This is a genomic window from Streptomyces sp. NPDC058619 (assembly GCF_042717785.1).
In the GTDB taxonomy this organism is placed as follows: domain Bacteria; phylum Actinomycetota; class Actinomycetes; order Streptomycetales; family Streptomycetaceae; genus Streptomyces.
Genome location: NZ_JBHXQN010000075.1, coordinates 1 through 25,142, shown reverse-complemented (window position 1 = coordinate 25,142; position 25,142 = coordinate 1). Strand labels below are relative to the sequence as shown.

The 25,142-nt window shown below is 73.9% G+C and carries 28 protein-coding genes, 1 tRNA gene and 3 pseudogenes; 13 read left to right on the top strand and 19 right to left on the bottom strand.

Features of this window, described 5'->3' with window-relative positions:
- Positions 1-29 precede the first annotated feature (29 nt).
- On the top strand, positions 30-518 hold the full coding sequence (locus tag ACFWTC_RS35455; protein WP_384074995.1) for a hypothetical protein: 489 nt from the start codon (positions 30-32) through the stop codon (positions 516-518).
- A 99-nt stretch (positions 519-617) separates the two neighbouring features.
- Here ACFWTC_RS35455 and ACFWTC_RS35450 read toward each other — a convergent pair.
- Together ACFWTC_RS35450 and ACFWTC_RS35445 are read right to left on the bottom strand one after the other, a co-directional pair.
- Positions 618-757: pseudogene (locus ACFWTC_RS35450) on the bottom strand (AraC family transcriptional regulator); the annotation flags it as partial.
- Positions 758-865: 108 nt separating this feature from the next.
- Positions 866-1,105: a hypothetical protein gene (locus ACFWTC_RS35445; protein WP_384074993.1), complete on the bottom strand. Its 240-nt coding sequence runs from the start codon at positions 1,103-1,105 to the stop codon at positions 866-868.
- 294 nt (positions 1,106-1,399) lie between these two features.
- Between ACFWTC_RS35445 and ACFWTC_RS35440 the strand changes: the two genes are divergently transcribed.
- On the top strand, positions 1,400-2,743 hold the full coding sequence (locus ACFWTC_RS35440) for a hypothetical protein (RefSeq protein ID WP_384074990.1): 1,344 nt from the start codon (positions 1,400-1,402) through the stop codon (positions 2,741-2,743).
- Positions 2,744-2,938: 195 nt separating this feature from the next.
- Here the strand turns inward: ACFWTC_RS35440 and ACFWTC_RS35435 are convergent.
- The 3 genes and pseudogenes from ACFWTC_RS35435 to ACFWTC_RS35425 form a co-directional block, all read right to left on the bottom strand.
- Positions 2,939-3,072: pseudogene (locus ACFWTC_RS35435) on the bottom strand (IS5/IS1182 family transposase); the annotation flags it as partial.
- A 37-nt stretch (positions 3,073-3,109) separates the two neighbouring features.
- Complete coding sequence (locus tag ACFWTC_RS35430; protein ID WP_383930777.1) at positions 3,110-3,283, bottom strand: hypothetical protein; 174 nt, start codon at positions 3,281-3,283, stop codon at positions 3,110-3,112.
- A 383-nt stretch (positions 3,284-3,666) separates the two neighbouring features.
- Positions 3,667-3,740: transfer RNA gene (locus ACFWTC_RS35425), tRNA-Met, on the bottom strand.
- A 117-nt stretch (positions 3,741-3,857) separates the two neighbouring features.
- Here ACFWTC_RS35425 and ACFWTC_RS35420 point away from each other — a divergent pair.
- Complete coding sequence (locus tag ACFWTC_RS35420) at positions 3,858-4,844, top strand: NAD-dependent epimerase/dehydratase family protein (RefSeq protein ID WP_384074987.1); 987 nt, start codon at positions 3,858-3,860, stop codon at positions 4,842-4,844.
- 79 nt (positions 4,845-4,923) lie between these two features.
- On the opposite strand, the gene ACFWTC_RS35415 is transcribed toward ACFWTC_RS35420, so the two are convergent.
- The 3 genes from ACFWTC_RS35415 to ACFWTC_RS35405 all read right to left on the bottom strand — a co-directional run bounded on the left by ACFWTC_RS35415 (position 4,924) and on the right by ACFWTC_RS35405 (position 7,136).
- Positions 4,924-5,466, bottom strand: coding sequence for an FABP family protein (locus ACFWTC_RS35415; RefSeq protein ID WP_384075001.1), 543 nt, complete (start codon positions 5,464-5,466; stop codon positions 4,924-4,926).
- A gap of 460 nt (positions 5,467-5,926) precedes the next feature.
- Positions 5,927-6,592, bottom strand: coding sequence for a hypothetical protein (locus tag ACFWTC_RS35410; RefSeq protein WP_384074984.1), 666 nt, complete (start codon positions 6,590-6,592; stop codon positions 5,927-5,929).
- 1 nt (position 6,593) lies between these two features.
- Positions 6,594-7,136 carry a hypothetical protein gene (locus ACFWTC_RS35405; protein ID WP_383930786.1) on the bottom strand — a complete coding sequence of 181 codons (543 nt, stop codon included), beginning with the start codon at positions 7,134-7,136 and terminating at the stop codon, positions 6,594-6,596.
- A 235-nt stretch (positions 7,137-7,371) separates the two neighbouring features.
- Here ACFWTC_RS35405 and ACFWTC_RS35400 point away from each other — a divergent pair, with 235 nt between their 5' ends.
- From ACFWTC_RS35400 to ACFWTC_RS35390, 3 genes are all read left to right on the top strand, one after another.
- Positions 7,372-7,875 (top strand): hemerythrin domain-containing protein, encoded by a 504-nt coding sequence (locus tag ACFWTC_RS35400; RefSeq protein ID WP_384074982.1) that lies wholly within the window; start codon positions 7,372-7,374, stop codon positions 7,873-7,875.
- 137 nt (positions 7,876-8,012) lie between these two features.
- Positions 8,013-8,531 carry a DUF4383 domain-containing protein gene (locus ACFWTC_RS35395; RefSeq protein WP_384074980.1) on the top strand — a complete coding sequence of 173 codons (519 nt, stop codon included), beginning with the start codon at positions 8,013-8,015 and terminating at the stop codon, positions 8,529-8,531.
- A gap of 50 nt (positions 8,532-8,581) precedes the next feature.
- Positions 8,582-9,475, top strand: coding sequence for an oxygenase MpaB family protein (locus tag ACFWTC_RS35390; protein ID WP_383930795.1), 894 nt, complete (start codon positions 8,582-8,584; stop codon positions 9,473-9,475).
- On the opposite strand, the gene ACFWTC_RS35385 is transcribed toward ACFWTC_RS35390, so the two are convergent.
- Entirely contained in the window at positions 9,445-10,284 is an 840-nt protein-coding gene (locus ACFWTC_RS35385) for a class II glutamine amidotransferase (RefSeq protein ID WP_383930841.1), read from the bottom strand. The genes ACFWTC_RS35390 and ACFWTC_RS35385 overlap by 31 nt on opposite strands.
- Positions 10,285-10,539: 255 nt before the next feature.
- On the opposite strand from ACFWTC_RS35385, the gene ACFWTC_RS35380 reads away from it, so the two are divergent.
- Complete coding sequence (locus ACFWTC_RS35380) at positions 10,540-10,833, top strand: hypothetical protein (RefSeq protein WP_383930798.1); 294 nt, start codon at positions 10,540-10,542, stop codon at positions 10,831-10,833.
- Positions 10,834-10,955: 122 nt separating this feature from the next.
- A complete protein-coding gene (locus ACFWTC_RS35375) occupies positions 10,956-11,387 on the top strand; it encodes a VOC family protein (RefSeq protein WP_383930801.1) in 432 nt (143 codons plus the stop codon).
- Between the two features lie 87 nt (positions 11,388-11,474).
- Here ACFWTC_RS35375 and ACFWTC_RS35370 read toward each other — a convergent pair whose 3' ends face one another.
- From ACFWTC_RS35370 to ACFWTC_RS35330, 9 genes are all read right to left on the bottom strand, one after another.
- Positions 11,475-12,317 (bottom strand): hypothetical protein, encoded by an 843-nt coding sequence (locus ACFWTC_RS35370; protein ID WP_383930804.1) that lies wholly within the window; start codon positions 12,315-12,317, stop codon positions 11,475-11,477.
- Positions 12,318-12,399: 82 nt separating this feature from the next.
- Complete coding sequence (locus ACFWTC_RS35365; RefSeq protein WP_383930806.1) at positions 12,400-14,487, bottom strand: xanthine dehydrogenase family protein molybdopterin-binding subunit; 2,088 nt, start codon at positions 14,485-14,487, stop codon at positions 12,400-12,402.
- 65 nt (positions 14,488-14,552) lie between these two features.
- A complete protein-coding gene (locus ACFWTC_RS35360; protein ID WP_383930809.1) occupies positions 14,553-15,560 on the bottom strand; it encodes an FAD binding domain-containing protein in 1,008 nt (335 codons plus the stop codon).
- Complete coding sequence (locus tag ACFWTC_RS35355; RefSeq protein WP_384074998.1) at positions 15,557-16,057, bottom strand: 2Fe-2S iron-sulfur cluster-binding protein; 501 nt, start codon at positions 16,055-16,057, stop codon at positions 15,557-15,559. Before ACFWTC_RS35355 ends, ACFWTC_RS35360 begins: the two co-directional genes overlap by 4 nt.
- A gap of 375 nt (positions 16,058-16,432) precedes the next feature.
- Positions 16,433-16,723 (bottom strand): CDGSH iron-sulfur domain-containing protein, encoded by a 291-nt coding sequence (locus ACFWTC_RS35350; RefSeq protein WP_384074977.1) that lies wholly within the window; start codon positions 16,721-16,723, stop codon positions 16,433-16,435.
- A complete protein-coding gene (locus ACFWTC_RS35345) occupies positions 16,707-17,378 on the bottom strand; it encodes a HemK2/MTQ2 family protein methyltransferase (protein ID WP_384074974.1) in 672 nt (223 codons plus the stop codon). The genes ACFWTC_RS35350 and ACFWTC_RS35345 overlap by 17 nt, the downstream gene beginning before the upstream one ends.
- A gap of 317 nt (positions 17,379-17,695) precedes the next feature.
- Positions 17,696-18,892 (bottom strand): hypothetical protein, encoded by a 1,197-nt coding sequence (locus ACFWTC_RS35340; RefSeq protein ID WP_384074971.1) that lies wholly within the window; start codon positions 18,890-18,892, stop codon positions 17,696-17,698.
- 175 nt (positions 18,893-19,067) lie between these two features.
- Positions 19,068-19,847, bottom strand: coding sequence for a polysaccharide deacetylase family protein (locus ACFWTC_RS35335; protein WP_384074968.1), 780 nt, complete (start codon positions 19,845-19,847; stop codon positions 19,068-19,070).
- A gap of 148 nt (positions 19,848-19,995) precedes the next feature.
- Entirely contained in the window at positions 19,996-20,601 is a 606-nt protein-coding gene (locus tag ACFWTC_RS35330) for a helix-turn-helix domain-containing protein (protein WP_383930826.1), read from the bottom strand.
- A gap of 270 nt (positions 20,602-20,871) precedes the next feature.
- Between ACFWTC_RS35330 and ACFWTC_RS35325 the strand changes: the two genes are divergently transcribed.
- Both ACFWTC_RS35325 and ACFWTC_RS35320 read left to right on the top strand, forming a co-directional pair.
- Complete coding sequence (locus ACFWTC_RS35325) at positions 20,872-21,531, top strand: hypothetical protein (RefSeq protein ID WP_383930829.1); 660 nt, start codon at positions 20,872-20,874, stop codon at positions 21,529-21,531.
- A 119-nt stretch (positions 21,532-21,650) separates the two neighbouring features.
- Positions 21,651-22,004: a VOC family protein gene (locus tag ACFWTC_RS35320; RefSeq protein WP_383930832.1), complete on the top strand. Its 354-nt coding sequence runs from the start codon at positions 21,651-21,653 to the stop codon at positions 22,002-22,004.
- 89 nt (positions 22,005-22,093) lie between these two features.
- Here ACFWTC_RS35320 and ACFWTC_RS35315 read toward each other — a convergent pair whose 3' ends face one another.
- A complete protein-coding gene (locus ACFWTC_RS35315; protein WP_384074965.1) occupies positions 22,094-22,831 on the bottom strand; it encodes a TetR/AcrR family transcriptional regulator in 738 nt (245 codons plus the stop codon).
- A 156-nt stretch (positions 22,832-22,987) separates the two neighbouring features.
- Here ACFWTC_RS35315 and ACFWTC_RS35310 point away from each other — a divergent pair, with 156 nt between their 5' ends.
- The 3 genes and pseudogenes from ACFWTC_RS35310 to ACFWTC_RS35300 form a co-directional block, all read left to right on the top strand.
- The gene (locus ACFWTC_RS35310; protein WP_384074962.1) at positions 22,988-24,211 is read left to right on the top strand and encodes a saccharopine dehydrogenase family protein; all 1,224 of its coding nucleotides are present in this window, start codon (positions 22,988-22,990) and stop codon (positions 24,209-24,211) included.
- A gap of 127 nt (positions 24,212-24,338) precedes the next feature.
- The gene (locus tag ACFWTC_RS35305) at positions 24,339-24,788 is read left to right on the top strand and encodes a hypothetical protein (protein WP_383933498.1); all 450 of its coding nucleotides are present in this window, start codon (positions 24,339-24,341) and stop codon (positions 24,786-24,788) included.
- A 105-nt stretch (positions 24,789-24,893) separates the two neighbouring features.
- Positions 24,894-25,142, top strand: a pseudogene (locus ACFWTC_RS35300) (glutamate dehydrogenase); the annotation flags it as partial.

Sequence of the window (25,142 nt, the reverse complement as noted above, 5' to 3'; positions counted from 1 at the left end):
TCCAGAACCCCCACCATCACCCTCGCCGCATGACCACCCCAAACAACCTCATACCCGGCACCACGTCCTTGACGAAGGACATAGAGACACCCCCCCGCACCAACCCCGCCGTGACGACGGCCCCGTGTCCGCCCGGACACCGGGGCGCGTGCGTGTACGCCATCGGCGGCACCACCGGCGGGGTCACGGGCAGCGCGGTGGTCGAGGCGTACAGCGTCGAGACCAACGCCTGGATCAGCCTGTCCTTCGTGACGACCGCCCGCACTGGCGCGGCGGCCGCCACCGCACCCTGCACCGAGGGCACCGGCCTGCGCGGCAGCTGCGTGTACGTCTTGGGCGGGACGGACACGACGGGCACCGCCACGGCCGTGACCGAGGCGTTCGCCATCGAACCGGCGAAGCCCCAGCCCCAGCCGAAGCCGAAGCCGCAGCCTGAGGCGAAGCCCAAGGAGCCGACGAAGACCCAGCCGCCGCTGACCGACGGCACGGCGCCGGTCGAACCCGACCTGCTGCCCTGACCGTTGCGGCGCCCCGTAGCCCCTGCCGGGCCGCGGGGCGCCCGTGCGTCCACCGGCCGGACCCAACCCCGCCGGACAGTGCCCGTCCCGGCCCGAGCGCTACCGCGTACGGCCGAACGCGCGCCGGTACGAGCGGGGCGGAACCCCCGGCGCCGTACGAACTGCGCGCGCAGGACGGCGGCGCTCCCGAAGCCGACCGTGCGGGCCACCTCCTCGACCGGCAGGCCGGTGGTCTCCACAGGTCGAACCCCGCGGCGGCCCGGGCGCGGCGTTCCCCGCCGACGGCGCGGCGCCGCGCTGACCGCACGGTGCCGCGCTGTCGGCGGGGAGGCTCCGAGCGACGCCGGTCAGGGGCCGAGCAGGTCGGCCACCGCCCGCGTCCAGCGTTCCCCCGGGTAGGGGACCGGGGACGTGTACGGCTGCGGCCGCGGGTGCCCGGCGACCGTCCCGGAGCGCGCCCCGTCGGCGCGGCGGATCGGCTCCGCGGGCTCGGCCGGATCCTGGAAACGGAAGCCGACGGCGGCCGCCGCCAAGGCGAGCATGGAAACGGCGAGTAAGGCTGTCTTGTGGCGCACGGTCATCCCCACGGGGTCCGGTGGTCCTTCATGTCCTGCACGTCCCGCACGTCCCGGGCCGTCCGTCCGCCGCGCGCGGCTCATCCACCGGGACGACAACGGTACGGCCGGTCGAGCGGTCCTCAGGGGGAAACGGTAGGCCATCAGGGCTCCAGAGCAATCGTTTCCGCAGGTCGGCGGCGCGCGGAATCCGGCCCGGTCCGGAGCGCTTCGTACGGGGCGACCGCGGCCGTCGGGCCCGCCGCGGCGGAATTCCCGCGTCCACCGGGGCAGTCGGCGGGCACGCGGAGTGGGTACGGTCTGCTCATGCACAACAGAGGTCCGGAGCAGCACCAGCGGGGGCACGTACTCCTGATAGCGGGGGACGCCGCCGTCCGTCGCCGCACCGTGCAGGTCGCGCCGAGCGCGAACCTGGCCGCGCTCGGGGTGGTACCCGCCTCGATGCTGCTCAACAGCGACATCCCCAGCGACACCACGTACCTCGACGGCGTGCGGGACCCCAACACCGTGCTGATGCGCCTGCGCACGGCGGCGGCCACACCCGGCCCCCTGCTCGTCTACCTGTCCGGACGGCTCACGGTGGACCGCCGGGGCAGCCGCCTGCACCTCGCCCTCGCCGGAACCACGGCCGGCACCGTCCGCTACACGGGCCTGCCCTGGGAGTGGCTCGGACTCGAACTGCGCACCCGCCCGCCCGGGTTGACCACCGTGCTGCTCGACCTCGCGGCGGACAAGGCCGCGTGGCCGCTGCTGCGGGAGTACGACAGCCTGCCCGCTTCCCCGTCCGCCGAGGTGTACGGGGTGGTCTCGCCACCGGGGTTCACCGGTGGCGGCAACACCGTGAGCAGCTACACCCGGCACTGGATCGAGCAGCTGCGGCGCAGCGCCCGGCGCCCGGCGAACCTGCAACTGCACGCGCTCACCGTGGGATCGGCGGCCCTGCCCCCCGGTGCGCTCGTCCTGCCCACCGCCAGGGAACTCGCCGCCGCGGCGGCTCCCACGCCGGGCGGGGGCGTCTCGCCCGCTCCCGCACGCGACGGCTCCCGGCCGCCCGCGGACGTCGGGCCCGGCCGACAGGGGGCACCGGAGTCCGCCGCGCCGCCCGGCGACGCCGAGGACGACCTCAGCACCCGGACGCTGCCGGTCCGGCGGCAGAAGCCGGCCGGCGAACCCCACCCGGTTCCCGCCGTACCGGTCCACGCGCCGGGCGCCGCCCCCGGCCGGGACCCGCGGCCCCACATCCACTCCCTGGCCACCGCCGGCCGGCACCTCGAGGCGGCCACGCTCGCGCAGGCCTGGGAGCAGTACGTCCTGCAGACCTTCGGGTACGCCTCGCAGGAGGCGACGGAGTGGGAGGAGATCCGGGCCGACCTCGCCCGGATGGCGGGCAACTTCCGGCTCGCGACGCAACTGTGGACCAGCGCCGGGCGCGCCCGCCTGGCCCGCCAGGACGTGGACGCCCCCGAGGTCAAGGCCGCTGCGGCGGGAGCCCTCTACTGCTGGACCCAGCTCAAGGACCCAGCCGCGGCCCTGGACGCCGGCACCGAGCTGATCCTCCTGCTCGACCGCCTGCCCTCCCTCGACCCCCGGCACCTGAGCCTGGCCCGACAGCGGCTGGAGTTCCTGCACCACACACCCAGCCGGCGCTGACCCACCGACCGAGGGGCCGGGACCCGCCGGGCCCCACCCCCTCGTTCAGGTCTCAGGGGTTGTCCCCCAGACCTGACCGTACGTTTGCCCGGAGTGGCCCGGCTCTTCCACACGCCCTCCCCGGACGCCCCCAGCTGTCCGGCAAGTGAACCACTACCGGAACCGCTGGGAGCCACGGGTCGGACCCGGTCAGCTGGTTGGGTACTTCCACGCGATGGCGTCACGTGGGCGGCGGTGTCAGCCCACCGGCGCCGCGGACCGGATCGGCCGGCATCAGCGGCTCGATCCGGTCCCACCTCGCTTCGGGTGATCACCAATCGGACAAACACATATGACCAGTTGGCCAACCCACCGAAGAGACGCCTTCTAGGTCAGTGCGTTCAGCAGCGGCGGTGACAGGTGACAGCGGATCAGGGTCCGGCGGCGTGCGGGAGGCCGCGGTGTGCGGGCGGGGCGGCGGTGTCGTGGCTCGCGCGGCTTCCAGTACAGCAGGAGAACAGCCGCGAGCATCGGCGCGCAGGTCAGCAGCGTGAACGTCATGACGTCACCGCCGGCTTCGACGCCGCCCGGCCGATCCGGGAACGGGTGGCCGGGGAACGGCGGGCGGCGGCACGGGCGGTCAGGGCGCGGGCGACTATGCCGCTGGGCGCGGTCGCCGCGCCCGGTTCCCGGGGCGTGGGGCGGGGTGGTGTCGAGGGAGCTCCGGACAGTATCGGGGTGGCGCTTGAGGTGGTCACATCCCGGTCAACGGCGGCCAGTAGGGGGCAGGAAACGACCGGATCCGCCCTTTCACCCCATCTGACCAGCCCTGACGGCCGAAAGGGGTCCGACCGGGGGAAGGACGTCCACTCGGACGGGGCAAGCACGGCCCGGCCCGGGAAACAGGTGTGGCCCGAGTCCGAGGACCCGGGCCACACGTGCAGTAGCGGGGACAGGATTTGAACCTGCGACCTCTGGGTTATGAGCCCAGCGAGCTACCGAGCTGCTCCACCCCGCGTCGGTAGACCTCACCCTACGCCACGCGGCGCGGGCCGCTGACCACGGCCGCCGCGCCCGCCTTCGCCCACGGTGAACTCCGCGGGCCCGGGGCCACTGGCAGTGGTTGAGTACCGGGATGGAGATCCTCGTACTGGGCGGGACGGCATGGGTGGGCCGCGAGCTGGCGCGGCAGGCGGTCGGGCGCGGGCACCGGGTGACGTGCCTCGCCCGCGGTGAGAGCGGGGGAGTGGCGGACGGTGCGGCGCTGGTCGCGGCCGACCGGCGCGACCCCTCGGCGTACGATCCGCTGCTCGACCGGGACTGGGACGCGGTCCTGGAGGTGTCGTGGCAGCCCGGATTCGTGCGCGAGGCGCTCGCCGCGCTGGCCGGCAGGGCGAAGCACTGGACGTACGTCTCCTCCGTCAGCGCCTACGCCTCGCACGCCGTGCCGGGCGCGGACGAGTCCACGGCGCTGTTGCCCCCGACCGACCGCGGCGAGGCCGACCGCGCGGTGTACGGCGAGGCCAAGTCCGCCTGCGAGGAGGCGTCCGCGCGGAACGTCGGCGACCGGCTCGTCATCGCGCGGGCCGGCCTCATCGGCGGGCCCGGCGACCACAGCGACAGGTCCGGCTACTGGGTGGCGCGGGCCGCCCGCGAGCCCCGCGGCCGGATGCTCGTGCCGGACTCGCAGGCCGCGCCGACCCAGGTGGTCGACGTACGGGACCTCGCAGCCTGGCTGCTCGACGCGGCGGAGGCGGGGACCACCGGGACGTACGACGCGGTGGGTCCGGTGGTGCCGTTGGGGGAGTGGATCGGGCTCTCCCGCTCCATCGGCGGACACACGGGCCCGGTGGCCGCCGCCGCCCCCGAGTGGCTGCTCGCGCACGGCGTGGCCGGGTTCATGGGCCCCGAGTCGATGCCGATGTGGCTGGCCGAACCGGGCTGGGAAGGCTGGTCGGCCCGCACCGGCGCCGCCGCCCGGGCGGCCGGCCTGCGCCACCGCCCCCGCGCCGAGCTGCTGGCCGACACGCTGCGCTGGGAATGCGAGCAGGGCCTGGACCGTCCGCGGCGCGCGGGCCTGAGCCCGGGCCGCGAGCGCGAGCTGCTCGATGCCCTCGGCTGAGGCCCGCGGACCGGGACGTCTGCGCGCGACCGACGCCTGCGCGCCACCGACGTCCGCCCGCCACCGACGTCCGCGCGCCTCAGGACGCGCGCTTGCGCAGGCGTGTAGTGAGGTGGTGGGTCAGGGGCTCGCCCACCGCCGCCATGTCGTGGACCACCGTCAGCTCCCCGGCGTCGAGCGTGTAGCGGCGCCGGGTCCCGGTGACCTCCTTGGCCAGCGGGGTCAGCCCCACGGTCCCGGTCTCGATCTCGAACACGGTGCCGGACACCCGGCCGACGTAGGTCTCCACGATGCCCGTCGGGTGGGCCAGTACGACCTCGAGAGCCGCGTCCGGGGTCACCCGCCACCACCCGCTCTCACGCCCCGCGGGGCGCACCGGGTCCCCGGCCGCGTCGACGAGCCACGCGCGTGCCTCGTAGCGGAGGAACGGGCGGCCGTCGTGGCTGAAGGTGATCTCCTGCTCGTACCGGAAGTCCTGCGAGAGGGTGGGGTACTGGCCCCGACCGCGGCCGTGCCACCGCCCGAGGAGCGGCAGGGCCGGCCCCAGCAGCGGATGCGGCTCGGGGCCCTCGCCGAGGACGTGGCTGTCAGGATAGGGATTCTCCCGCACCGCTTCGAACATGTTCACCCTGCTGTCTGTGGGAAGTCGCCGTGCCGCGCCGTGATCAAGTATGACCCGGGGGGTGTGCCCGAGATCATCGGCCATCAGTCGACGGTGTCGAACATGCGCCCGAGGAGCAGCGAACCGAGGAAGATGCCGAAGGCGATGACGGCGAAGTAGTAGCCGGTGACGCCGCTGGAGACGTCGAAGCACCGGACGAGGATCGAGCCGAAGCCGAAGCCGAAGCCGTTGGGGGCGTGGCCAGGCCTGCTGCTCTCTGCGGACGGCCTCCGTGGAGGAGCCGGGTGAGGACATCGAAGCGGTACTCGCCCGCCTGGTCATCCTCACCCTGCGGCTCCTGGAGGGCGGACGGGGCGAGAGGCTCGCCCGCACCCTCCCCGCCCTGCGCCCGGCCATCGGGACGACATCTGCGTCCTGGACGTCCGCGTCCCGGAGATGCCTGACTCCCGAGCCGGGGCCCTCAGGTGTCGAGCAGCCTGTTGATCAGCGAGCGGTAGGCCCGCAGCGCCTGCCGGAGGTCCTCCGTCGCCACCTGCTCGCCGCTGTCCCACTGCTTCTCCAGCCGGCCCCGGTGATCGGCCAGCGTGCCCGCGAAGGCCTGCATGACCTCGGCCACCAGCGTGTCCGCCGACCGGACCGCTTCGCGCGGGTCGTCCACGAAACGGCCCTGGATCTCGCTCCAGGTGCTGCGGTACCCCTCGGCCTCCGCGGTGCCGAGGAGCGGTTCGGCCACGCCGTCCGCTCCGGCGTCGCCCGGCGGCCCGGAGGGCGAGGGCGCATCGCCGTCGACGGCGCCACCGGTCCCGGTCTCCTCGGTGCGGTCGGCCTCGGCTTCGGCCGCCGGAGCCCCGTCGGCGCGGTAGGCGTCGCCCTCCGTGCTCCGTTCCTCGTCATCGGTGGGGCCGGGACGGTGGGCGTCGCCGGTGGCTTCCCCCGGGTAGACGGCCGCTTCGCGGCCCGTGTCGAGGCCCGCGCTCCGGCCCGTGTCGAGGTCCGTGTCCGGGTCCGTCTCGAGTCCGGTGTCACGGCCCGGGTCCCGGTCCGGGATCGGAGCCGGACGGGCGAGGTCCTCCGTTGTCAGTACGGGCTCGGTGGCCCGCTGGGTGTTCTCGTCGCGGTGCTGCATGTCAACGGCTCCTCTGGTCGGAGAGCAGTTCCTCGAACAGGGCGCGGTAGTGCACCATCGCCCCTCGGAGCTCCTCAGTCGTCGCCTCTCCCGCCCCGCTGCGGACCTTGACCGCGTGGGCGGCCCGGTATTCCTCCAGCGTGCGGCCGTGCTCCACCGACAGGTCGCGGACCTGTCCGCTGTACCCCTCGGTGGGGTAGCCGCGCTCACCCATCAGGCGTGTCACCAGCTCGTCCGCCTGGGCCACCGAACCGTCGGGCTGGTCCACGAACTGCTGCTGGACACCGCTCCACTCCGCCGCGTACTCGTTGCGCCGCTCGGCCGACAGTTCCTTGATGTCGAGGCTGTCGTGCCGTTCCTCCCGGGCGCGCAGGTCGCGCTCGGCGGCGCTCCGGCCGCCCTGTTCCTCGACCGTGCGCTCGTACTCCGGCCCGAACCGTTCGCGCAGGTGGCGTCGTCGCGCCAGCGCCCACAGCAGTGCCGTGAGCGCGATCACCACGACCGCCGCCACGACGATGACGGCAATCAGCGTGTTCGATGACATCTCGCGCCTCCATTCGGGGGCTGTTCTATTCGTTGACGCGGCTGCCCCCACCGCCCCCCGACAAACCCGTACGGCGCCGCCGTACCGGCCCGTACGGCGCCGCCGTACCCGCCCAGGGGTACCGGCCCCCGGTACGGGGAGTCGGGGGCTCGGCCGTACCGGGGGCCCGGGGTTTGAACCGCCCGCCATCGAGCACGCGGCAGACGACGGAACACCAGACGGAGGAGGCTGCGGCATGAGCGCCGACAAGCAGCAGGACCAGGACGTCGTCGCGATGATCCTGAAGGACCACCGCACCATGGAGGACCTCTTCCGCCGCATGCGGAGCGTCGAGTCGGACCGGGCGGCCGCCCTCGCGAAGTTCTCCGCGCTGCTCATCGCACACGGCGAGGCGGAGGAGAGCGAGGTGTACGGCGCCCTGAAGCGGTTCAAGGACGTCGACAACGAGGAAGTGGAGCACGGCACCGAGGAGCACGCCGAGGGGAACAAGGCACTGCTGGCCCTCTTGGAGGTATCCGAGGTGGGCTCCGATGAGTGGGACTCACGCTTGGAGGAGCTCGTCAAGGCCGTCTCCCACCACCTCGACGAGGAGGAGCGGACGATCCTCAACGGCGCCCGGGAGAGCGTCCCCCACGAGCGCAGGGCCGAGCTGGGCGCGGCGTTCCTCAAGGAGAGGGAGAAGCACCTGTCGGCCGACTGCGGCAGCGTCGAGAACGTCCGGCGCATCGTCGGCGAATGACGGCGGCGGCCCCGCCCGCGTCACCGCGGCCGGGCGCCGGCCCGCGCTCCGTTCGCTGCGCAATCGATGCAAGCTGCGGCCGCAGCACGAGGTACGCAGACTGGGAGCTCCAACGGGGGAGAACCCAAGGAGTCGCCGTGAACGTGCGTGACGAACTTCCCGTGGACCACCGGCTCAGCCTGGTCTACCGGATCGGAGCCGCACTGTGCGGCGCCATCCTGCTCGCCTTCGGCTGCCTCGGCTTCGCCGATCAGCTCGGCTTCTTCACGACGGAGGGGGCCAGGATCGGCGGGCTCTCCACGAACGGGCTCCTGAGCCTGATCTCCGTGGTCGTCGGCGCGGTGCTCGTCGGCGCCGCCTCCATCGGCGGGAACCTCGCGTCCACCGTCAACATCACCGTCGGTTGCCTCTTCGTACTCAGTGGCTTCGTCCACCTGTTCATGATCGACAAGGCCGTCAACATCCTTGACTTCAGCATGTCCAACGTCGTCTTCAGCTTCGTGATGGGCCTCCTCATCACGACGTTCGGCATGTACGGCCGGGTCAGCGGCGGCCTGCCGCACGACAACCCGTACTGGCGTCGGCGCCACCCCGGCCAGGTGGCCCGCGAGGATTCCCGCGCGGCCGCCCCGGCCACCGCGCTCACCCGGCGGTGACGGCCCCGGCGGGGCGGGTGAACCGGAAGGCCACGGGGCAGAACAGGAGTATGGACGAGCCCGCGGCCCGTGGCGGCCGGAACCTGCGGGAACGACTCGGCACGACCCTGTTCACCCGGGTCGCGGGCCCGGGCGGACCGGCCAACCGGGCGCGCATCCACGGGTCGCCCGGCCCCCGGTGGTTCGGTCCCGAGCGGCCCATCCGCACGGTCCACGGCGACGCCTCGATGTTCATCGGGGGCCTGAGCGCCCTCCTGCTCCAGTCGCTGCACCCCCTGGCCATGGCAGCCGTCGCCGCGCACTCCGGCTTCCGCGGCGACCCCTGGGGCCGGCTCCAGCGCACGAGCACCTTCCTCGCCGTCACGACCTACGGCACCGCGGCCGACGCCCAGCTCGCCGTCGACCGGGTCCGCGCCGTCCACGAACGCGTACGGGGAACCACCGCCCGCGGGGAGCCGTACCACGCGGCCGACCCGCACCTGCTGGGCTGGGTGCACGCTGCCGAGGTCGACAGCTTCCTCCGCGCCCACCAGCGATTCGGCGCCCACCCCCTGGATGCCGCCGGATGCGACGCGTACCTGGCGGACACCGCCCGCGTGGCGACCGCCCTCGGGATCACGGACCCGCCCCGCGACCGGGCCGAGCTGACCGCCCGGCTCACGGCGTACCGGCCCGAGCTGCGCGCCACCCCCGAGGCCCTCGACGCGGCCCGCTTCATCCTGCGCCACCCGCCCCTGCCCCCGATCGCCCGACCGCCGTACGCCCTGATCGCCGCGAACGCGGTCGCCCTGCTCCCGCCGTGGGCCCGCACCGCGCTCGCGCTGCGCGCGGTCTCCGGCCCGGGGGCGACCTGCGTACGCCTGTCCGGCCACGCCGTGACGCGGACGATCCGCTGGGCGATGACGCCGCCGCCTCAGCCGACGTCGGGGATGAACGGGAGGTAGTCCGTGTCCGGCGCGGAAGGGAGCACCGCGTAACTGGCCTCGGGCAGCTCGTTCCACACGCCGGGCAGGTCTCCCAGGGGTTCGGAGACCACGATCCGGGTGTCGTCGGAGACCTCGCTGAGGTAGTCCAGCTCCGGGTAGAGGTGGCGTACGGTCTCGGCGCGGCTGCTGTAGAACAGCGATCGGGACTTCCCCTGGCTGGAGTACCGGAAGGCCCACACGCGCTCTCCGTCGCTCACCGCCACGGTCATCTGGAGGGGCTCCGGAACCCCGTGCTCCTTGCCGAGCCGCTCCACCAGGCCCGCCATCCGGGCCACCGCGCCGGGAACGTCCTGGTCGAGCCCGAAGGTGACGGCGAGGTAGAACATCACCTCGGAGTCCGTCGACCCCTCGATGGAGGGGAACAGTGCCGGATCGACGGCCATGCAGAGGTCGCGTTGCAGCCGCTGGAAGTCCGCGATGGCCCCGTTGTGCATCCACATCCAGCGGCCGTGCCGGAACGGGTGGCAGTTGGTCTGCTGGATCGCGGAACCCGTCGAGGCGCGGACGTGCGCGAAGAACAGAGAGGAACGTACGTGCGCGGAGAGCTCGCGCAGGTTCCGGTTGTTCCAGGCGGGCCCGATGTCGCGGAAGACCGCCGGGGTGCCGTCGCCGTCCTCGCCGTACCAGCCGATGCCGAAGCCGTCGCCGTTGGTCGACTCGACACCCATCCGGGCGTGCAGGCTCTGGTTGATCAGCGAGTGCTCCGGGCGGTAGAGCAGGGAGTCGAGCAGGATCGGCGAACCCAGGTAGGCGAGCCAGCGACACATGCGGACCATTCCCTTCACAGCCTGGTCCGAGCCTAACCCGGCCGCGTACCCGGCTCCCCTCGACGGGCCGGAGCCGCCGGACCGGGCACGGCCGGGCCGGTCAACCCGGACCGCGCCGCGGGCGTTCCGCCGGTGAACCGGTGCACCCGGCCGGGTGACGGCGGCCCCGGTCGACTGTCCTGACGGGTGAGCGCGCGGTAGACCGGCGGGAAAGGCACCGCCCGCAACGGGCGGGCTCATGGAAGAGGTAGGCGTATGAACCGACGTATGGCGACGGCGGCCGGGGTCGCGGCGGCCGCCGCGCTCGCGCTCTCGGTCCCCGGCACCGCGTACGCGGCCCACGGGATCCTGATCGTCGACGGGGTGTCCCACCGCGATCCCGGCGGATGCTACCCGCTCGGCGACTTCGTCCCGCCGGCGGTGTCCAACTACACGGACACTGCCGTCGCGGTGTGGTCCGGTCCCGACTGCTCGGGGCGGGTGGAGCACTTCGTCGACCCCGGCGAGACGTACCGGCCGGAAGGCAACAGGAGCGTCTTCGTCCTCTGACGCGGGCGCACGCACACCGGCACGAGAAGCGGACCGGATTGGCGTTTCGGCGTGCGCGGCGCGGTGGTCGTGGGAGACGGTGGACCTGCCGGGGCTCGCCGGTGTGTCTGAGGAGGCTTTCCATGAACTGGACGCTCGAAGTCGTCCCCGTCCCCGTCGCCGACATGGACCGCGCGAAGGAGTTCTACGCCGACAAGGTCGGCTTCAAGGTCGACCTCGACGACGAGGTCGCCCCCGGAATGCGCATCATCCAGCTGACCCCGCCCGGTTCGCGCTGTTCGATCGCGATGCTCCACGGAATGCCCGCGGCGCCCGGGACCAAGGCGATGGCGCCGGGCGGGCTGCAGGGCCTCCAGCTCTGCGTCACGGACATCGAGGCGGCCCGCGAGGAGCTCGTCGCCCGGGGCGTGGACGTCTCCCCGGTCCGGCACGTCGGCGCGACGGGCTGGGAGGACGGCAAGGGCGAGACATGGAACTCGTTCATGACGTTCGACGACCCGGACGGCAACGGCTGGGTGGTCCAGGAAGCCCCGTCGGAGCTGTCGGAGCGCTGACGCCCGAAGAACCCAGGCCCCGGCCCCGGTCCAGGCCCCGGCCCCGGTCCCGAACAAGGGGGCCGGGGCCGGGGCGTCCGGCCGGCCTCAGCCGATCGGAGTGCGGGCCTCGGCGCGGACCTTCAGCGTGGTGGCGCCCACCTTCTGCAGGTCGACGGAACCGGGGCTCTGCCGCACGGTCTCGGGGGTCACGACGGCCACCGAGGCGCCGGTGTTCTCGTCCGCCCACGCGCACATGGGCAGGGTGCTCGTGACGCCGCCCTGCGACGAAGTGAGGACCTGGCACGTCAGGGTGATGTCGGAGCCGAGCGGCGTGACGTCCTTGGCCGCGACCGCCACGGTCGCGCCCTGTGCTTCCGCGGCGCCCTCCATCATCTTCCGGCGGGCCGCCGCAGGGTCCTTGAACTGGCCGTACATCCCGGAGAGGACCAGGGCGCCGGTCCCCGCTCCGGTATGGGACGTGTACTGGCCGACCGCCGGCTTCGGGTCGCGGATCTTCGGGTCGTAGGCACCGGAGAGCGCCTTCTTGCCCTCGGTCTGCGACAGGTCCTGCGCCAGGGTGTACGTCCCGTCCACCACGGTCTGCGGAACGGTGAGACGGTACTGGGCCTCGGGGAACCCGGCGCCGCTCGCGACCTGACCCGCGTCGCCCAGGAGCTTCACCACGAAGCCCATGACGCCGAGGCCGACCAGCGAGGCCGCGACGATCCCGACCACCAGCCCGGTCCGCTTGCGGCGCGGCGGCGGCCCCACCGGCGGCTGCCCCCAGCCGCCCTGCGCGGGGAACTGCCCCGGGTAGCCCGGCTGCGGGTAGGCCTGCGGCGGGTACGGGGGCTGCCCGGGCTGGGCCGGGTACTGCGGGCCGCCGTACGGATGCGGGGGCTGCGGGGGCCCGTACGGGCCGGGCGACTGGGGCGGCGGCATGCTCATGACCGAAACGCTACTTCAGGCCAGGACCCGCGCCGCGCACGGCCCCTTCGCCGCAGGACCGTACGGCGGTGGCGGCGGTCGCTCAGGCCAGTACGTCCAGGACGCGGTCCGGCGTGAGCGGGAGGCTGCGCAGGCGCCGTCCCGTGGCGTGGCAGAAGGCGTTGCCGATCGCGGCCGCCGTGCCGACGATGCCGATCTCGCCGATCCCCTTGCTGCCCATCGGGTTGAGGTGCTTGTCGTGCTCGTCGATCCAGTGCGCCTCGATGTCCGGCACGTCGGCGTGCACCGGGACGTGGTAGGAGGCCAGGTCGCTCTCCACGAAGTCACCGTGGACGGGGTCGACGCCGCTGTGCTCGGTCAGCGCCATGCCCATGCCCATCACCATCGCACCGACGAACTGGGACCGCGCCGTGACGGGGTTCAGGATCCGCCCGGCGGCGAAGACCCCGAGCAGGCGGGCCACCCGCACCTCGCCGGTGACGGTGTCGACGCGTACGTCCGCGAAGTGCGCGCCGAACGCGTGGCGGGAGTAGGGCGACTTCTGCCCCGCCGACCCTGCGGTGTCGGCCGACGCGGACAGGCCGCCGTCGGGGAGCGGCCCGTGACGGCCCGCCATGCGGTCGGTCAGCGCGACGCACGCGTCGTGCACCGCCCACCCCCAGGAGCCGGTCCCGCTGGACCCCCCCGCGAGCGAGGCCCGCGGCAGGCCGGTGTGCCCGATGTCCACCGAGACGGCGTCGAGGGGGACTTCCAGAGCGTCGGCGGCCACCTGCGCCAGGACGGTGCGGGCCCCGGTCCCGATGTCGGTGGCGTTCACCTCGACCAGGAACCTCCCGCCCGGAAGGGCATGGGCCCGTGCCGTGGAAGGGGCGATCAGCACGGGGTACGTCGCGGCGGCCACGCCGGTGCCGCAGAGGAACGCACCCTCCCGGCGCGGGGAGCGCAGCGACGCCCAGCCGAAGCGGTCGGCGCCCTCCCGCAGGCATTCCACGAGGTGCCGGCTGCTGAACGGGCGGCCGCTGTCCGGCTCGGTCGCCGGTTCGTTGCGCACGCGCAGCTCGACCGGGTCGATGCCGAGGGCGTCGGCGAGCTCGTCCATGGCCGACTCCAGCGCGTACATGCCCGGGGCCTCCCCGGGGGCACGCATCCACGACGGCGTGGGCACGTCCAGGGCGACGACCCGGTGGGTGGTGCGGCTGTCGGGCACGGCGTACATGACGCGCCCGGGCACGGCGGCCTGCTCGACGAACTCCCGGACGCGGGAGGTGTGGGTGGTGACCTCGTGGGAGAGCGCGGTGAGCGTTCCGTCGGTTCGGGCGCCCAGACGCACCCGGTGCAGCGTCGGAGCCCGGTGCCCGACCACGGCGGGAAGGTGGCGGCGGGGCAGGGCGAGGGTGACGGGGCGGCCGGTGCGGCGGGCGGCCATGGCGGCCAGGACCACGTGCGGGCGCGGGGTGCCCTTGCAGCCGAACCCGCCGCCCACGTGCTCGGAGACGACGGTGACACGGTCCTCGGGCAGCTCGAACAGGGCGGCGAGGGCCGAGCGGACCGGCGCCGAGCCCTGGCTCGAGTCGTACACGGTCAGGTGGCCGCGTGCGTCGTCCCAGAGGGCGGTGGCGGCGTGCGGCTCCATGGGGTGGTTGTGCAGCGGGCCCACCGCGTAGGAGCAGTCGACCCGTACGGCCGCGGCGGCAAGGGCCGCGTCCGGGTCGCCCTGCTCGCGGTGCGCGGGATGCCCGCCGTTGGCCTCCTCGGGCGTGTACGCGCCGGGGTGGTCGGCACGGAACGCGACGTCGTGCTCCTCGGCCTCGTACGTGACCACGACCGCCCCGGCGGCCGCCCGGGCGGCTTCCGGGGTCTCGGCGACGGCCAGCGCCACGTACCAGCCGCGGTGCGGCACCCGGGCGTCCTGGAGCACCTGGAGGGTGGGGTCGTCGGACGGGCCCAGCCGCGGGGCGTCGTGCGGCGTGAGGACGCACAGCACGCCGGGCAGGGCCAGCGCGGCCGCCGTGTCCACGGAGGTGACGCGGCCCCGGGCGACCGTCGCGGGCACCGGCCAGGCGTGGGCGCAGCCGGCCGGGGCGTGGTCGCCGGCGTACCGGGCGGAGCCCGTGACCTTCTCCGGTCCCTCAGCCCGGCCGGCCGGGGTGCCGAGTACGACGTGCCGCATGGGAGCTCCTCAGGACGATGGTGCCGTGCGGGGGCCCCGGATGGCGCTGGGCCACGGGTTCGGGGCTACGGGGTACGGGGACGGCCGCCCGCGCGGACGGCCAGCGCGCCGAGGACGTCGACGGCGAGGTTGGCGGCCAGGGCCACCTTGTAGCCGTTGTCGCGCAGCGGCCGGGCCGGGGCCAGCTCCGCCTCCACCGCCCGGCGCAGCACCGCCGGCGTGGGTTCGGCGCCGACCAGCAGGGCCTCGGCCGCGGCGGCACGCCACGGACGGTGGGCGAGCCCCCCGAAGGCGAGCGCCACGCGCCGGACGCGGCCCGCGTCGAGCTCCAGGACGGCCGCGACCGAGGCCAGGGCGAAGGCGTACGAAGCCCGGTCGCGCGCCTTGCGGTACAGCGAGACGGCCCCGCTGCCCGGGGCGGGCAGCACGACCGCCGTGATGATCTCCCCGCCGCGCAGCACGGTGTCCCGCTCGGGGCGGTCCCCCGGCAGCCGGTGGAATTCCGCCGCGGGCACGGTACGGGCTCCGTCCGGGCCGTACAGCTCGATCCCGGCGCCGAGCGCCGCGAGTGCCACCGCCATGTCGGAGGGGTGCGTCGCGATGCACCCCTGCGACTGCCCGAGCACGGCGTGGTCCCGGTGCAGCCCGTCGCGGGCACCGCAGCCGGTGCCCGGCTCGCGCTTGTTGCAGGGCTTGGACACGTCCTGGAAGTAGGAGCACCGGGTGCGCTGGAGCAGGTTTCCCCCGGTGGTGGCCATGTTGCGCAGCTGACCGGAGGCGCCGGCCAGCAGCGCCTGGGACAGGACGGGGTGGCGGGCGCGTACGGCGGGGTGGGCGGCGACGTCGCTGTTGCGGGCCATGGAGCCGATGCGAAGCCCGCCCGAGGGCAGTTCCTGCACGTCGCCGAGGGGGAGCCGGGAGATGTCGATGAGGGCCGTCGGGCTCTCCACCCCCAGCTTCATCAGGTCCACGAGGTTGGTGCCGCCGCCGAGGTAGCGGGCCCCCGGGTGCCGGGCGTGTGCCGCGACCGCCTCGTCGAGGCCGGTGGCGCGGACGTAGGCGAACGGCTTCACGCGATCACGTCCGTCACGGCGTCGACGATGCGCGGGTAGGCGCCGCAGCGACAGAGGTTGCCGCTCAGCCGCTCCTTGATCTCCTCCGCCGTCAGGGTGACGGGGCCGGGGTCGGCCAGGGCGTCCGCGCCGGTGGCGTGCGAGGGGTGTCCGGCACCGGCTTCGGCGATCGCTCCGACGGCCGAACAGAGCTGGCCGGGCGTGCAGAAACCGCACTGGAAGGCGTCCCGCTCCAGGAAGGCCCGCTGCAGCGGGTGCAGGCCGCCGTCCGCGGTCCCGAGCCCCTCGACCGTGGTGACGTCGGCGCCGTCCTGGGCGACCGCCAGCAGGAGGCAGCTGTTGACCCGCCTGCCGTCGAGCAGCACGGTGCACGCGCCGCACTGGCCGTGGTCGCACCCCTTCTTCGCCCCGGTCAGGCCCAGGTGTCCGCGCAGGGCGTCGAGGAGGGTGACGCGGTGGTCCAGCTCCAGCACGTGGTCCGTGCCGTTGACCTTCAGGGCGACGCGGGAGGCCGGGGGAGCGGCCGGTCCGCTCCGGCCCGGGGGAGCCGCACCGGCTCCGGGGTCGGGCCGGGGATCGCTGCCGTCCGTCACCGCGGCCTCCTTCGTACGCAGGGCCGGTAGCCCTGCTGTCCGTGCCCACCCTGGTGCATTCCGGGCACCACGGCACTCCGGAGAGCGCCGGGGGAGGGCCTCATACCGCGGACGGGGCGGTGCGCAGTGCGCTGGTCGGTGTACGCGGGCGCCCCGCCCGTACGCAGGGCCTCCACCGCGGCATCCGGCAGCGCGCCTCGACCGGGCACGGGGCCGGGCCCGGCGGTGCGGGTGGCGGAGGCAGCGGTGCTGGTCGCCGGCCCGGAGCGGGTCACCGGGTCAACGGGGGCCCCCGTCGGCGTGCCCGCCCTCAGGAGGCGCGGCGCGCTCCCGGGGGCGGTGGCTGGTGTCGCACCAGGGGTACGTACGGCTGCGCCGGCAGGTGCACACGGCGACCGTGAACCGGTCCGAGCGGGCGAGGGTCCCGTCGTCGAGCAGGATCTCGACGGGGCCCTCGACCAGGACCGGACCCGACGGGTCCACGGAGACGCGGCGGGCCGCACGGCACCCGGTCGCGGAGGGGCCGGTGGCGTCGGAGGGGTTGGCGGCGCGGTCAGAGGTGCCGGGCACGGATGACCACCAGTTCCTCCCGCTCGGCGCCCTCGTCCGCCAGGCCGCGGTCCTGCAGCCAGGCCCGGCGCGAGCGCAGTACGGGCCCCCAGGGCACGGAGGCGCGGGTTGTCACCCGCGCGGTCAGCCCCCCGTCCTCCAGTCGGCCGACGGTCTCCTCGGCCCCGCACATTGCGGAGTGCACCATGAGAAGGACACCTCCCGGACGGAGCAGGGCGGGGGCGTCGGCGCAGATGCGGTCGATGATGTGGCGCCCGTCGGAGCCCGCGTCCCAGGCCCGCTGCGGGCCGTGCGAGGGCAGGCCGGGCTCTGGGGAGGGGACGTACGGGGGGTTCGTCAGGAGCATGTCGAAGCGTCGGCCCCGGGTGCGGTCCGCGAAGTCGCCGTGCAGCACGCGGAGGGGAAGCCTCTGTCGGAGCCCGTTCAGACGCGCGGTGGTCACCGCCCGCCAGGACACGTCGACGGCCGTGACCCGGGCTCCCCGGGCGGCCGCGCTCAGTGCGAGGGCGCCCGTCCCGGTGCTGATCTCCAGCAGTTCCGTCGACGGGCCCACCTCTTCCTGGGCCAGTTCGTGGGCGAGGAGCCGGGTGTCCGCCTGCGGGCGGTACACACCGGGCAGCGAGATGATCGACTGTGGCGTCATTCCCCTGGTCATGGCCGTACTGGACATCGGTCACCTCCGGTTTCGGGCACCGCCGGGAGTGCTGTCTCCCGGCGGGGTCGGCACAGGGCGGCTACCCGCACGGGGGCCGTCCACTCTCCGAAGATGATCCGTAACCGCCCGACTACCCGCCGCTCAATCGTGAGCCCGCCGTCCGGGCCGCGGGTGAAACGTGACGTTCTCGGGGCCGGCCGTCACGGTGTCCGTCCCGCGGTGCGCGCGCACAGGAACACCTGCCCCGCTCTGTTCCGGAACGGCCCCGGCCGGTCCCCGCCGGTACGGCGGAGACCGGTCTCCCTCCCGACGGTCGCTCAGGACCGCGAAATGGTCGTGCAGCCCTCCTGGGAGGACTCCTCGATGGTCTTGCTCCGGTCGTACGGGTCCACCGGCGTTCCGGAAGGCGCGGTGCCGGTCGCCGGGTCCTCGGTGAAGCCCGGGTGCAGGAACCCGTCGTGCTTGTCGCAGGAGCTGTTCGCTATGTCCCGGTGGTAGGCGACGAGCCAGAGCTTCCCCGCGGTCGCCGTCCACTTGCGGGGGTCGGCGATCGAGAAGGTCGCCTCGCGGCGCACGATGGTCCGCTCGACCTGGTCCGACCCGCCCTGGGCCTTCGTGAACGGGTAGACGAAGGAGTAGTCGACCCGCACGTGGGCCTGCCCCGGCCCCTCGCCGGGCTCGACCCACATGCGTCCGCGGACCTTGACGACGTCGCCCGCGAGCTTCAGCTCGGCCGGGTCGTACCGGCTGAACAGGTCCAGCGGGTTCTGGTCGGTACCGGGTCGTGCGAAGGACGCCGCCACGTGCTCCTTGGACGTCTTGTCCTTCGGATCCATCAGGGCCAGCGCCGCCGCGGGCTGTTCCCCGCGCAGGGTGGCCGGGTCGAGATTGGCGGCGACCAGGAACTGCTTGGTTTTGGCCAGGGCGTCCGCCACCTGCTCCTTGGTCATGCCGCCGGTCGCCGCGGCCTCCGGCACCTCGATCCCCGCGGCGCCGTCGGCCCACTGGAGCGCCGGCGAGCCCCGGAACGGGTGCGTCAGCGTGGGCTGGTCCGGGTAGAGCTCCGCCGGAGGCGCGGACGGACGGGCGGACTCCGCGGCCAGGGGGGCGGCCGCGGCGGCGTCCTTCCGGTCCTCCCGGTCCTCGGCCTTGCCCGTGATCCGGTCGATCAGCAGCTCCGGACGCACCGCCACCAGTGCGAGCGCGGCGATGCCGACGACGGCCGCGGTCGCCTTCAACCGGCGTTTGCCCCGGCCCCGGCCCTCCCTCTCCTGCCACGCCGGCCCGGTCCGCCAGCCGGGCGGATCACCCGCGCCCGCCCTCGGCGCGCGCCGGAAGAGCCCCCGGCCGGTCTGTGCCCGATCCGCCTCCTCGCGCCGCAGCCGCTCCGTCACCATCCTTGCCCGCGCGGACGGTTCCCTGGGGGCGTCCCCGCCGCCCTCGCCCGCCTGCGCGCTGAACCGAGCCCACTCCTCGTCGGAGACACCCGGTCTGCCCTCGTCGTTCTGTCCCATGCTCCCCCACCCGATCCGTGCCGTGCGGCCCTTTCAGCAGGCCACACGGTGCGGAGCCTCTCACAGGCCACTGACAGGGCAGGCGACGGGGCGCCCGTACACCTGCGGTGGACCGGTTGTCCGGGCGGCGGGCCGGGAGGCGGGTCCCGAACGCCGGGACTCTCCGACCGGTGGACTACCGCCGTGCGGCCCAGACGAGGAACCCGCGCAGGTCCACGACCTCGTAGCCCTCGGCCTCGGCGGCGTCGATGATCCGGGGCAGTGCCCGGGCGTCGAGGACGATGCCGTCGCCGGTGCTGCCGACGTGCATCTGCAGGATCGCCCCGGGGGTGAACGCGTCGACGGCCCGCTGCACCACCGTGTCGACGCTCATACCGCCCTTCGGGCCGAGGTAGCCGTTCGTGTCGGTGGTGAACTCGATCGCCGCGTACCCGAGGTCGTTGACGTCCGCGACGGAGTCCTCGGTGGTGGAGCTGTACGGGAAACGGAAGAACGGCAGCGGCGCGGCCCCCGACGCCTTCCGGATCGCCGCGTCGGCGCGGCGCACTTCGGCCGCCCGCTCCGCCGTGTCGAGGTCGTCGAAGAAGGGATGGCTGTGGGAGTGGTTGCCGAGGCCGTGCGACGCGGCGGCGACCGCGCGCACCGCCCCGGGGTGGGCTTCGGCGAACAGGCCGGTGGGGAAGAACGTGGCGGGGAGCCCGCGGCGCCGCAACTCCTCCAGCACGGTGTCGATCCCGCTCTCGTCCCAAGCGGCGTTGAAGGTCAGCGCCAGCACCCTTCGCGACGTGGGCAGTCGGCGGATCTCACCGCCCATGAGGGACGCCGGCGGCTGCGGACCGGCGGGGCGCGCGGCCGGCCCGGGCGCCGCGAGGGCGCCGGACCGGGGAGCCCGTCCCACGGTCAGCCCCGCGGCCAGTGCCGCCGCCATCGCGGCGCGTCGTCCCAGGTGCACCATCGCCACTCCCTCCGTGCCGCGGCGCGTCCGCGGCCGTCAGGACCATGCGAGCAGTCCCGACGGACCCCGGCATCCGCTGCCGGGCACCCGGGTGATCACACGCCGGGTACCGCTCGGGACCGGTGGGCGCACCGGCGCGTCCGGTCCGTCAGCCGGCGCCTCCGGTTGAGGGCTCCGGCCGGGGACGGGCGCGGAGGTGCGCACGTTCGCCCTGGGTGCCGAACAGGCTGAGGAACTCGACCGGTTCGGCGTCGCAGGCCCCGAACCAGTGCGGCACCCGGGTGTCGAACTCGGCTGCTTCACCCGGTGCGAGCAGGAGGTCCTTGTCTCCGAGTACGAGCCGCAGCCGCCCGTTGAGGACGTACAGCCACTCGTAGCCCTCGTGGGTCTTCGCCTCCGGCACCCGGCGGCGGCTGCCGGCCGGGATCACGAGCTTGTACGCCTGGATGCCGCCGGCCCGGCGGGTCAGGGGCACCATCGTCATGCCGTGGCGGTTGACCGGACGCAGGTGGATGCGCGGATCGCCGGTGGGCGGGGCGCCGACGAGTTCGTCGAGGGTGACGCCGTACGCCCGGGCCAGGGGGAGCAGCAGTTCGAGGTTGGGCCGGCGGGTACCGGACTCCAGGCGGGACAGGGTGCTCACCGAGATGCCCGTCGTCGCCGACAGGTCGGCCAGCGTCGTCTCGCGCTGTCGGCGCAGGGCGCGCAGTCGTGGGCCGACCGCGTCGAGCGCTTGGTCGATGTCGTCATCCATACGAGCAGATTGCCATATCGGCAACGGGCCTTGCCGGGTCGCGCGGCTCTTCGTGGGCGTCCGCGGGCCTGTTGGGCGGCCCGCCGGGTCTCGGCCGGGACCCGCCGGGCGCCGTCCGCCCGGCGCCGAACTGGACAAGCCCTCACCGGTCAGACGACGATGCAGCCTGATGAGTGCCGCGGGCAGTGCCGGGGGGCGGACCGCAAGACACACCTCGTTCCTCCGCGTGCGTGCCGTGCGTCCCCGCACTTCCACGGAGGAACACCCTAGATGAGCTACGGCAGCCCGAACACCCCTTACGGCGAGCAGCCCCAGGCCCCGCAGGGCCAGCCCGGCTACGGCCACCCGCCCCAGGCCCCGCCGGGTTACGGGTATCCGCCCCAAGGCCCGCCGGGCGGCTACGCCTACCCGCCCCAGCAGGGCTACCCCGGCGGACCGGCCGGATACCCGGGGGCACACATGGAGATGCCCGGCGGTGCGAAGGGCGCCCGCGTCATCCTCTTCATCCTGGGCAGCCTGCAGGCGCTCCTGGGCCTGGTCGTCCTCCTCGGCGGCGCGCTCTTCGCCTCCGCGCTCATGGGGTCGTCGAGTTCGTCGGCGGGCGAGGTGGGCGCCGTCGCCGGAGGCGTGCTCGTCATCGCGGGCATCCTCTGCATCGGCCTGGCCCTGTGGCCGTTCCTGACGGCCGTCAAGATGGGCAAGGGCCGCTCCGGCGTGCGTATCTCCGGCATCATCTACGGCTCGTTCCAGGCCTTCTTCGGCGGTCTCAGCGTGATCGTCAACCTGGCCGCGTTCGGCTCCGACCGTCACGCGCCGGTCGGCGCCGGCATCTTCTCCCTGGTGACGGCGCTGATCTCCCTCGGCCTCGGCGTCTGGGTCATCGTGGGCCTCGCCAAGGCCGGCGACTACTTCCGGCGCCCGAGGTTCTGAACCCCGTACGCCGCCGGCGGAGGCCGCGTCCCGCACTCCTGGGGAACGCGGCCTTCTCCGTACCTGGGAGGTGGCCAAATGGCTGGTCAACGGAGCCCCGGCCGGTTTAGGGTCACCGGATGACCTTGGAATGGGAACAGGTAATCGTCCACTCGGTGGATCCGGCGGCCCTGGGACAGTGGTGGGCCGACGCCCTCGGCTGGGTCGTGGTCCATTCCTCCGACGACGAGTTCGAGATCCGCCCGGAACCGGATCGCCTGCCGGGACTGGACTTCGTCCGGATCGAGGAGAGCAAGAAGGTCAAGAGCCGGCTGCACCTCGACTTCCGGCCCGACGACCAGGCCGCCGAGGTGGCGCGCCTGCTGGCGCACGGCGCCCGGCGCGCCGACATCGGCCAGGGCGAGCAGTCGTGGGTCGTCCTGGAGGACCCCGAAGGCAACGAGTTCTGCATCCTCGGCCAGCGGAGCCAGTAGGGCCCCGCGCCCGGGCGTGGGCGACCGCCGGCGTCAAGTGGCGGTCGCCACGCCCCGGTTGCCGCACACCCAGCCGGTCTTCCCGGCCGTCAGGCTCCGCCTCCCGTGACGGGCCGCGCGGCGGGCGTCACGTGCGCGAGCTCCGCCGCCGCGCTCGCGAGGAGCATGTCCAGCGCCGTGGGATAGGCACTGGCCGTCATGCGCGCGGCCAGCAGCCCGGCCGTCGCCGCGATGTGCGGGTAAGCCCCCTCCGGCAGCCGGGCGTATGTCGACTCCCACATGGCCTCATCGGCCTCCCGCGAGGCGTCGGCCAGGGCCAGGGCGCCGGCGTCCAGCGCCGCGAACGCGAGGCTCTGGTCGACGAAGGCGTGGAAGATCCGTACCGCGTCGGGGTCTGCGAACCCGGCCGTACGCAGGACCCCGAGGATCGCCTCGTCCGCCGCGATCTCCCGCGGCCGCCCCGTCACACGGCTGGCGGTCAGCACCGCCGCCTGGGGGTGGGCGAGGTACGCGCCGTGGATGCGCAGCCCCAGTTCCCGCAGGTCGCCGCGCCACGCCCCGGTCGGGGACCAGCCCGATAGCGCCCGGCCGATGAGCTCCTCGCCGATGGCGAGCGTGAGGTCGTCCATCCCAGAGAAGTACCGGTACAGCGTGCTCGGATCCGCCCCCAGCGCCATGCCAAGCCGGCGCGCGGACAGGCCGGCACTGCCGTGTTCGCGCAGCATCCGCAGCGCCGTCTCCACGATCAGCCGCTCCGACAGGACCGTCCCCTGCCGGGTGGGACGGCGCCGCCGCCGCGCCTCCTCGGGGACCACCTTCTTCGCCATGGCCGTACCCCCTCCGTCCCGTGTCACCTGCGGGCCACGCGCCCGCCTTATGCCAACACCATTGACCTTAATCTCGCCGCCCGGGTTTCATCACCTTCCAGGGGAGCGCACCTCTCATTCGACTCATTCAACTCATTTCGATGAAGGGTTCCTGTCATGCGTGTACTGCTCGTCGGCGCCGGAGGCGTCGGGACGGCGATCACCCGGATCGCGGCCCGCCGCGACTTCTTCGACCAGTTCGTCGTCGCCGACTACGACCTGTCCCGGGCCGAGGCCGCCGTGGCCGCGCTGGACGACCCGGGCGGCCGGTTCAGCGCCTGCCGCGTCGACGCCTCGGACGGGGCCGCCGTGACCGCACTGCTCGCCGAGCGGCAGTGCGACGTCCTGATGAACGCCACCGACCCGCGGTTCGTCATGCCGCTCTTCCGGGCAGCCCTGGCCGCGGGCACGCACTACCTGGACATGGCGATGTCCCTGTCGCGCCCGCACCCCAGCCGGCCGTACGGCGAGTGCGGGGTCAAACTCGGCGACGAGCAGTTCGAACGGGCCCGGGAGTGGGAGCAGTCCGGCCGGCTCGCGCTCGTCGGCATGGGGGTGGAGCCCGGCCTGTCGGACGTGTTCGCCCGCTACGCCGCCGAGGAGCTCTTCGACGAGATCGAGGAGATCGGCGTGCGCGACGGGGCGAACCTGACCGTCGAGGGCTACGACTTCGCCCCGTCCTTCAACATCTGGACCACCATCGAGGAGTGCCTCAACCCGCCGGTGGTCTACGAGGCGGACCGCGGCTGGTTCACGACGGAGCCCTTCAGCGAACCGGAGGTCTTCGACTTCCCCGAGGGCATCGGCCCGGTCGAGTGCGTGAACGTCGAGCACGAGGAGGTGCTGCTGATCCCCCGCTGGGTCGACGCCCGCCGGGTCACCTTCAAGTACGGCCTCGGCGACGACTTCATCGGCAAGCTCAAGTCCCTGCACGCCCTGGGCCTGGACGCGACGGCCCCGGTGACCGTCCCCAGCGACGCGGGACCCGTCCGGGTCTCGCCCCGCGACGTGGTCGCGGCCTGCCTGCCGGACCCGGCGACGCTGGGGGACCGGATGACGGGCAAGACCTGCGCCGGGACCTGGGTCAAGGGCGTCAAGGACGGCCTGCCGCGCGAGGTGTACCTCTACCACGTCGTCGACAACCAGTGGTCCATGAAGGAGTACGGCTCCCAGGCCGTGGTCTGGCAGACCGCGATCAACCCGGTGGTGGCGCTCGAACTGATCGCCACCGGCGTCTGGTCCGACTCGGGTGTCCTCGGCCCCGAGGCCTTCGCGCCCCGGCCCTTCCTCGACCTGCTCACCGCGTACGGCTCGCCGTGGGCCGTACGCGACCAGAGCTGACGGGCCTGCGGGGCAACGGTGCGGGCCGCTCCACGCTACCGGCGCCCCCGGTACGGTGGGGACGGTTCGTGCTGGCGACGGTGCCACCGGGGTCCCGGTCAGCGTGTCCTACGGGAGGGAAGCCTCGATGTCCGAATCCACAGCCGAGGGACCGGAGCGGCGGGACGACACCGCGCATCCGAACGTGGTCGAGCCGATCCTGGACCTCGACCTGCAGATGCTGATCAGCATGCTGGACGGCGACGAGACCGGCCAGTCCCACTTCGGTGTCTCGCTGAACATCCCCGGCGGCCTCCTCTACGGCCAGGCGATCAGCCGCAGGGCGTACGAGGAGGAGTGGGAGCAGAGCCTGCGCGACGGCGGCCCGGGATCGGAGGCGCTCGCCCGCGTCCCCCGCCTCGTCCGGGAGGCCGTCGGTGAGGAACTCGGATCCCGTACCCAGGCTCTGCTGCCCCGCTGGGTGCACCTGCGGGGGGCCACGTTCCTCACGGGCGCGGCCAACCAGACGATGCGCTACGCGCTGTGGCGCGGCCGCCTCGCGGACGTCGCCGGGTGGTCCCTCTCCCTCCCGTCGTAGCCGCGGTGGAGCCGGGCTGGAGCCGCCCTCCGGGGATGCGGGGCGCACGGTAGGCTCCCCCGCCCGGGCCCGCGCGCCCGCCGGCTGCATGGGAGAGGATCACACGTGACCGTCGCCAAGGACAGGCTGGACGTACTCCGGGCCGAGATCGAGGGCCGCAATCCGGCTCAGCCCGAGTTCCACCAAGCCGTACGGGAGGTGTTGGACACCCTCGCCCCCGTGCTCGCCGCGCGCCCCGAGTACGCGGAGGCCGGAGTCCTCGAGCGGCTCCTGGAGCCGGAGCGTCAGATCGTCTTCCGGGTTCCGTGGACGGACGACCGGGGTCGGGTGCATGTCAACCGTGGTTACCGGGTG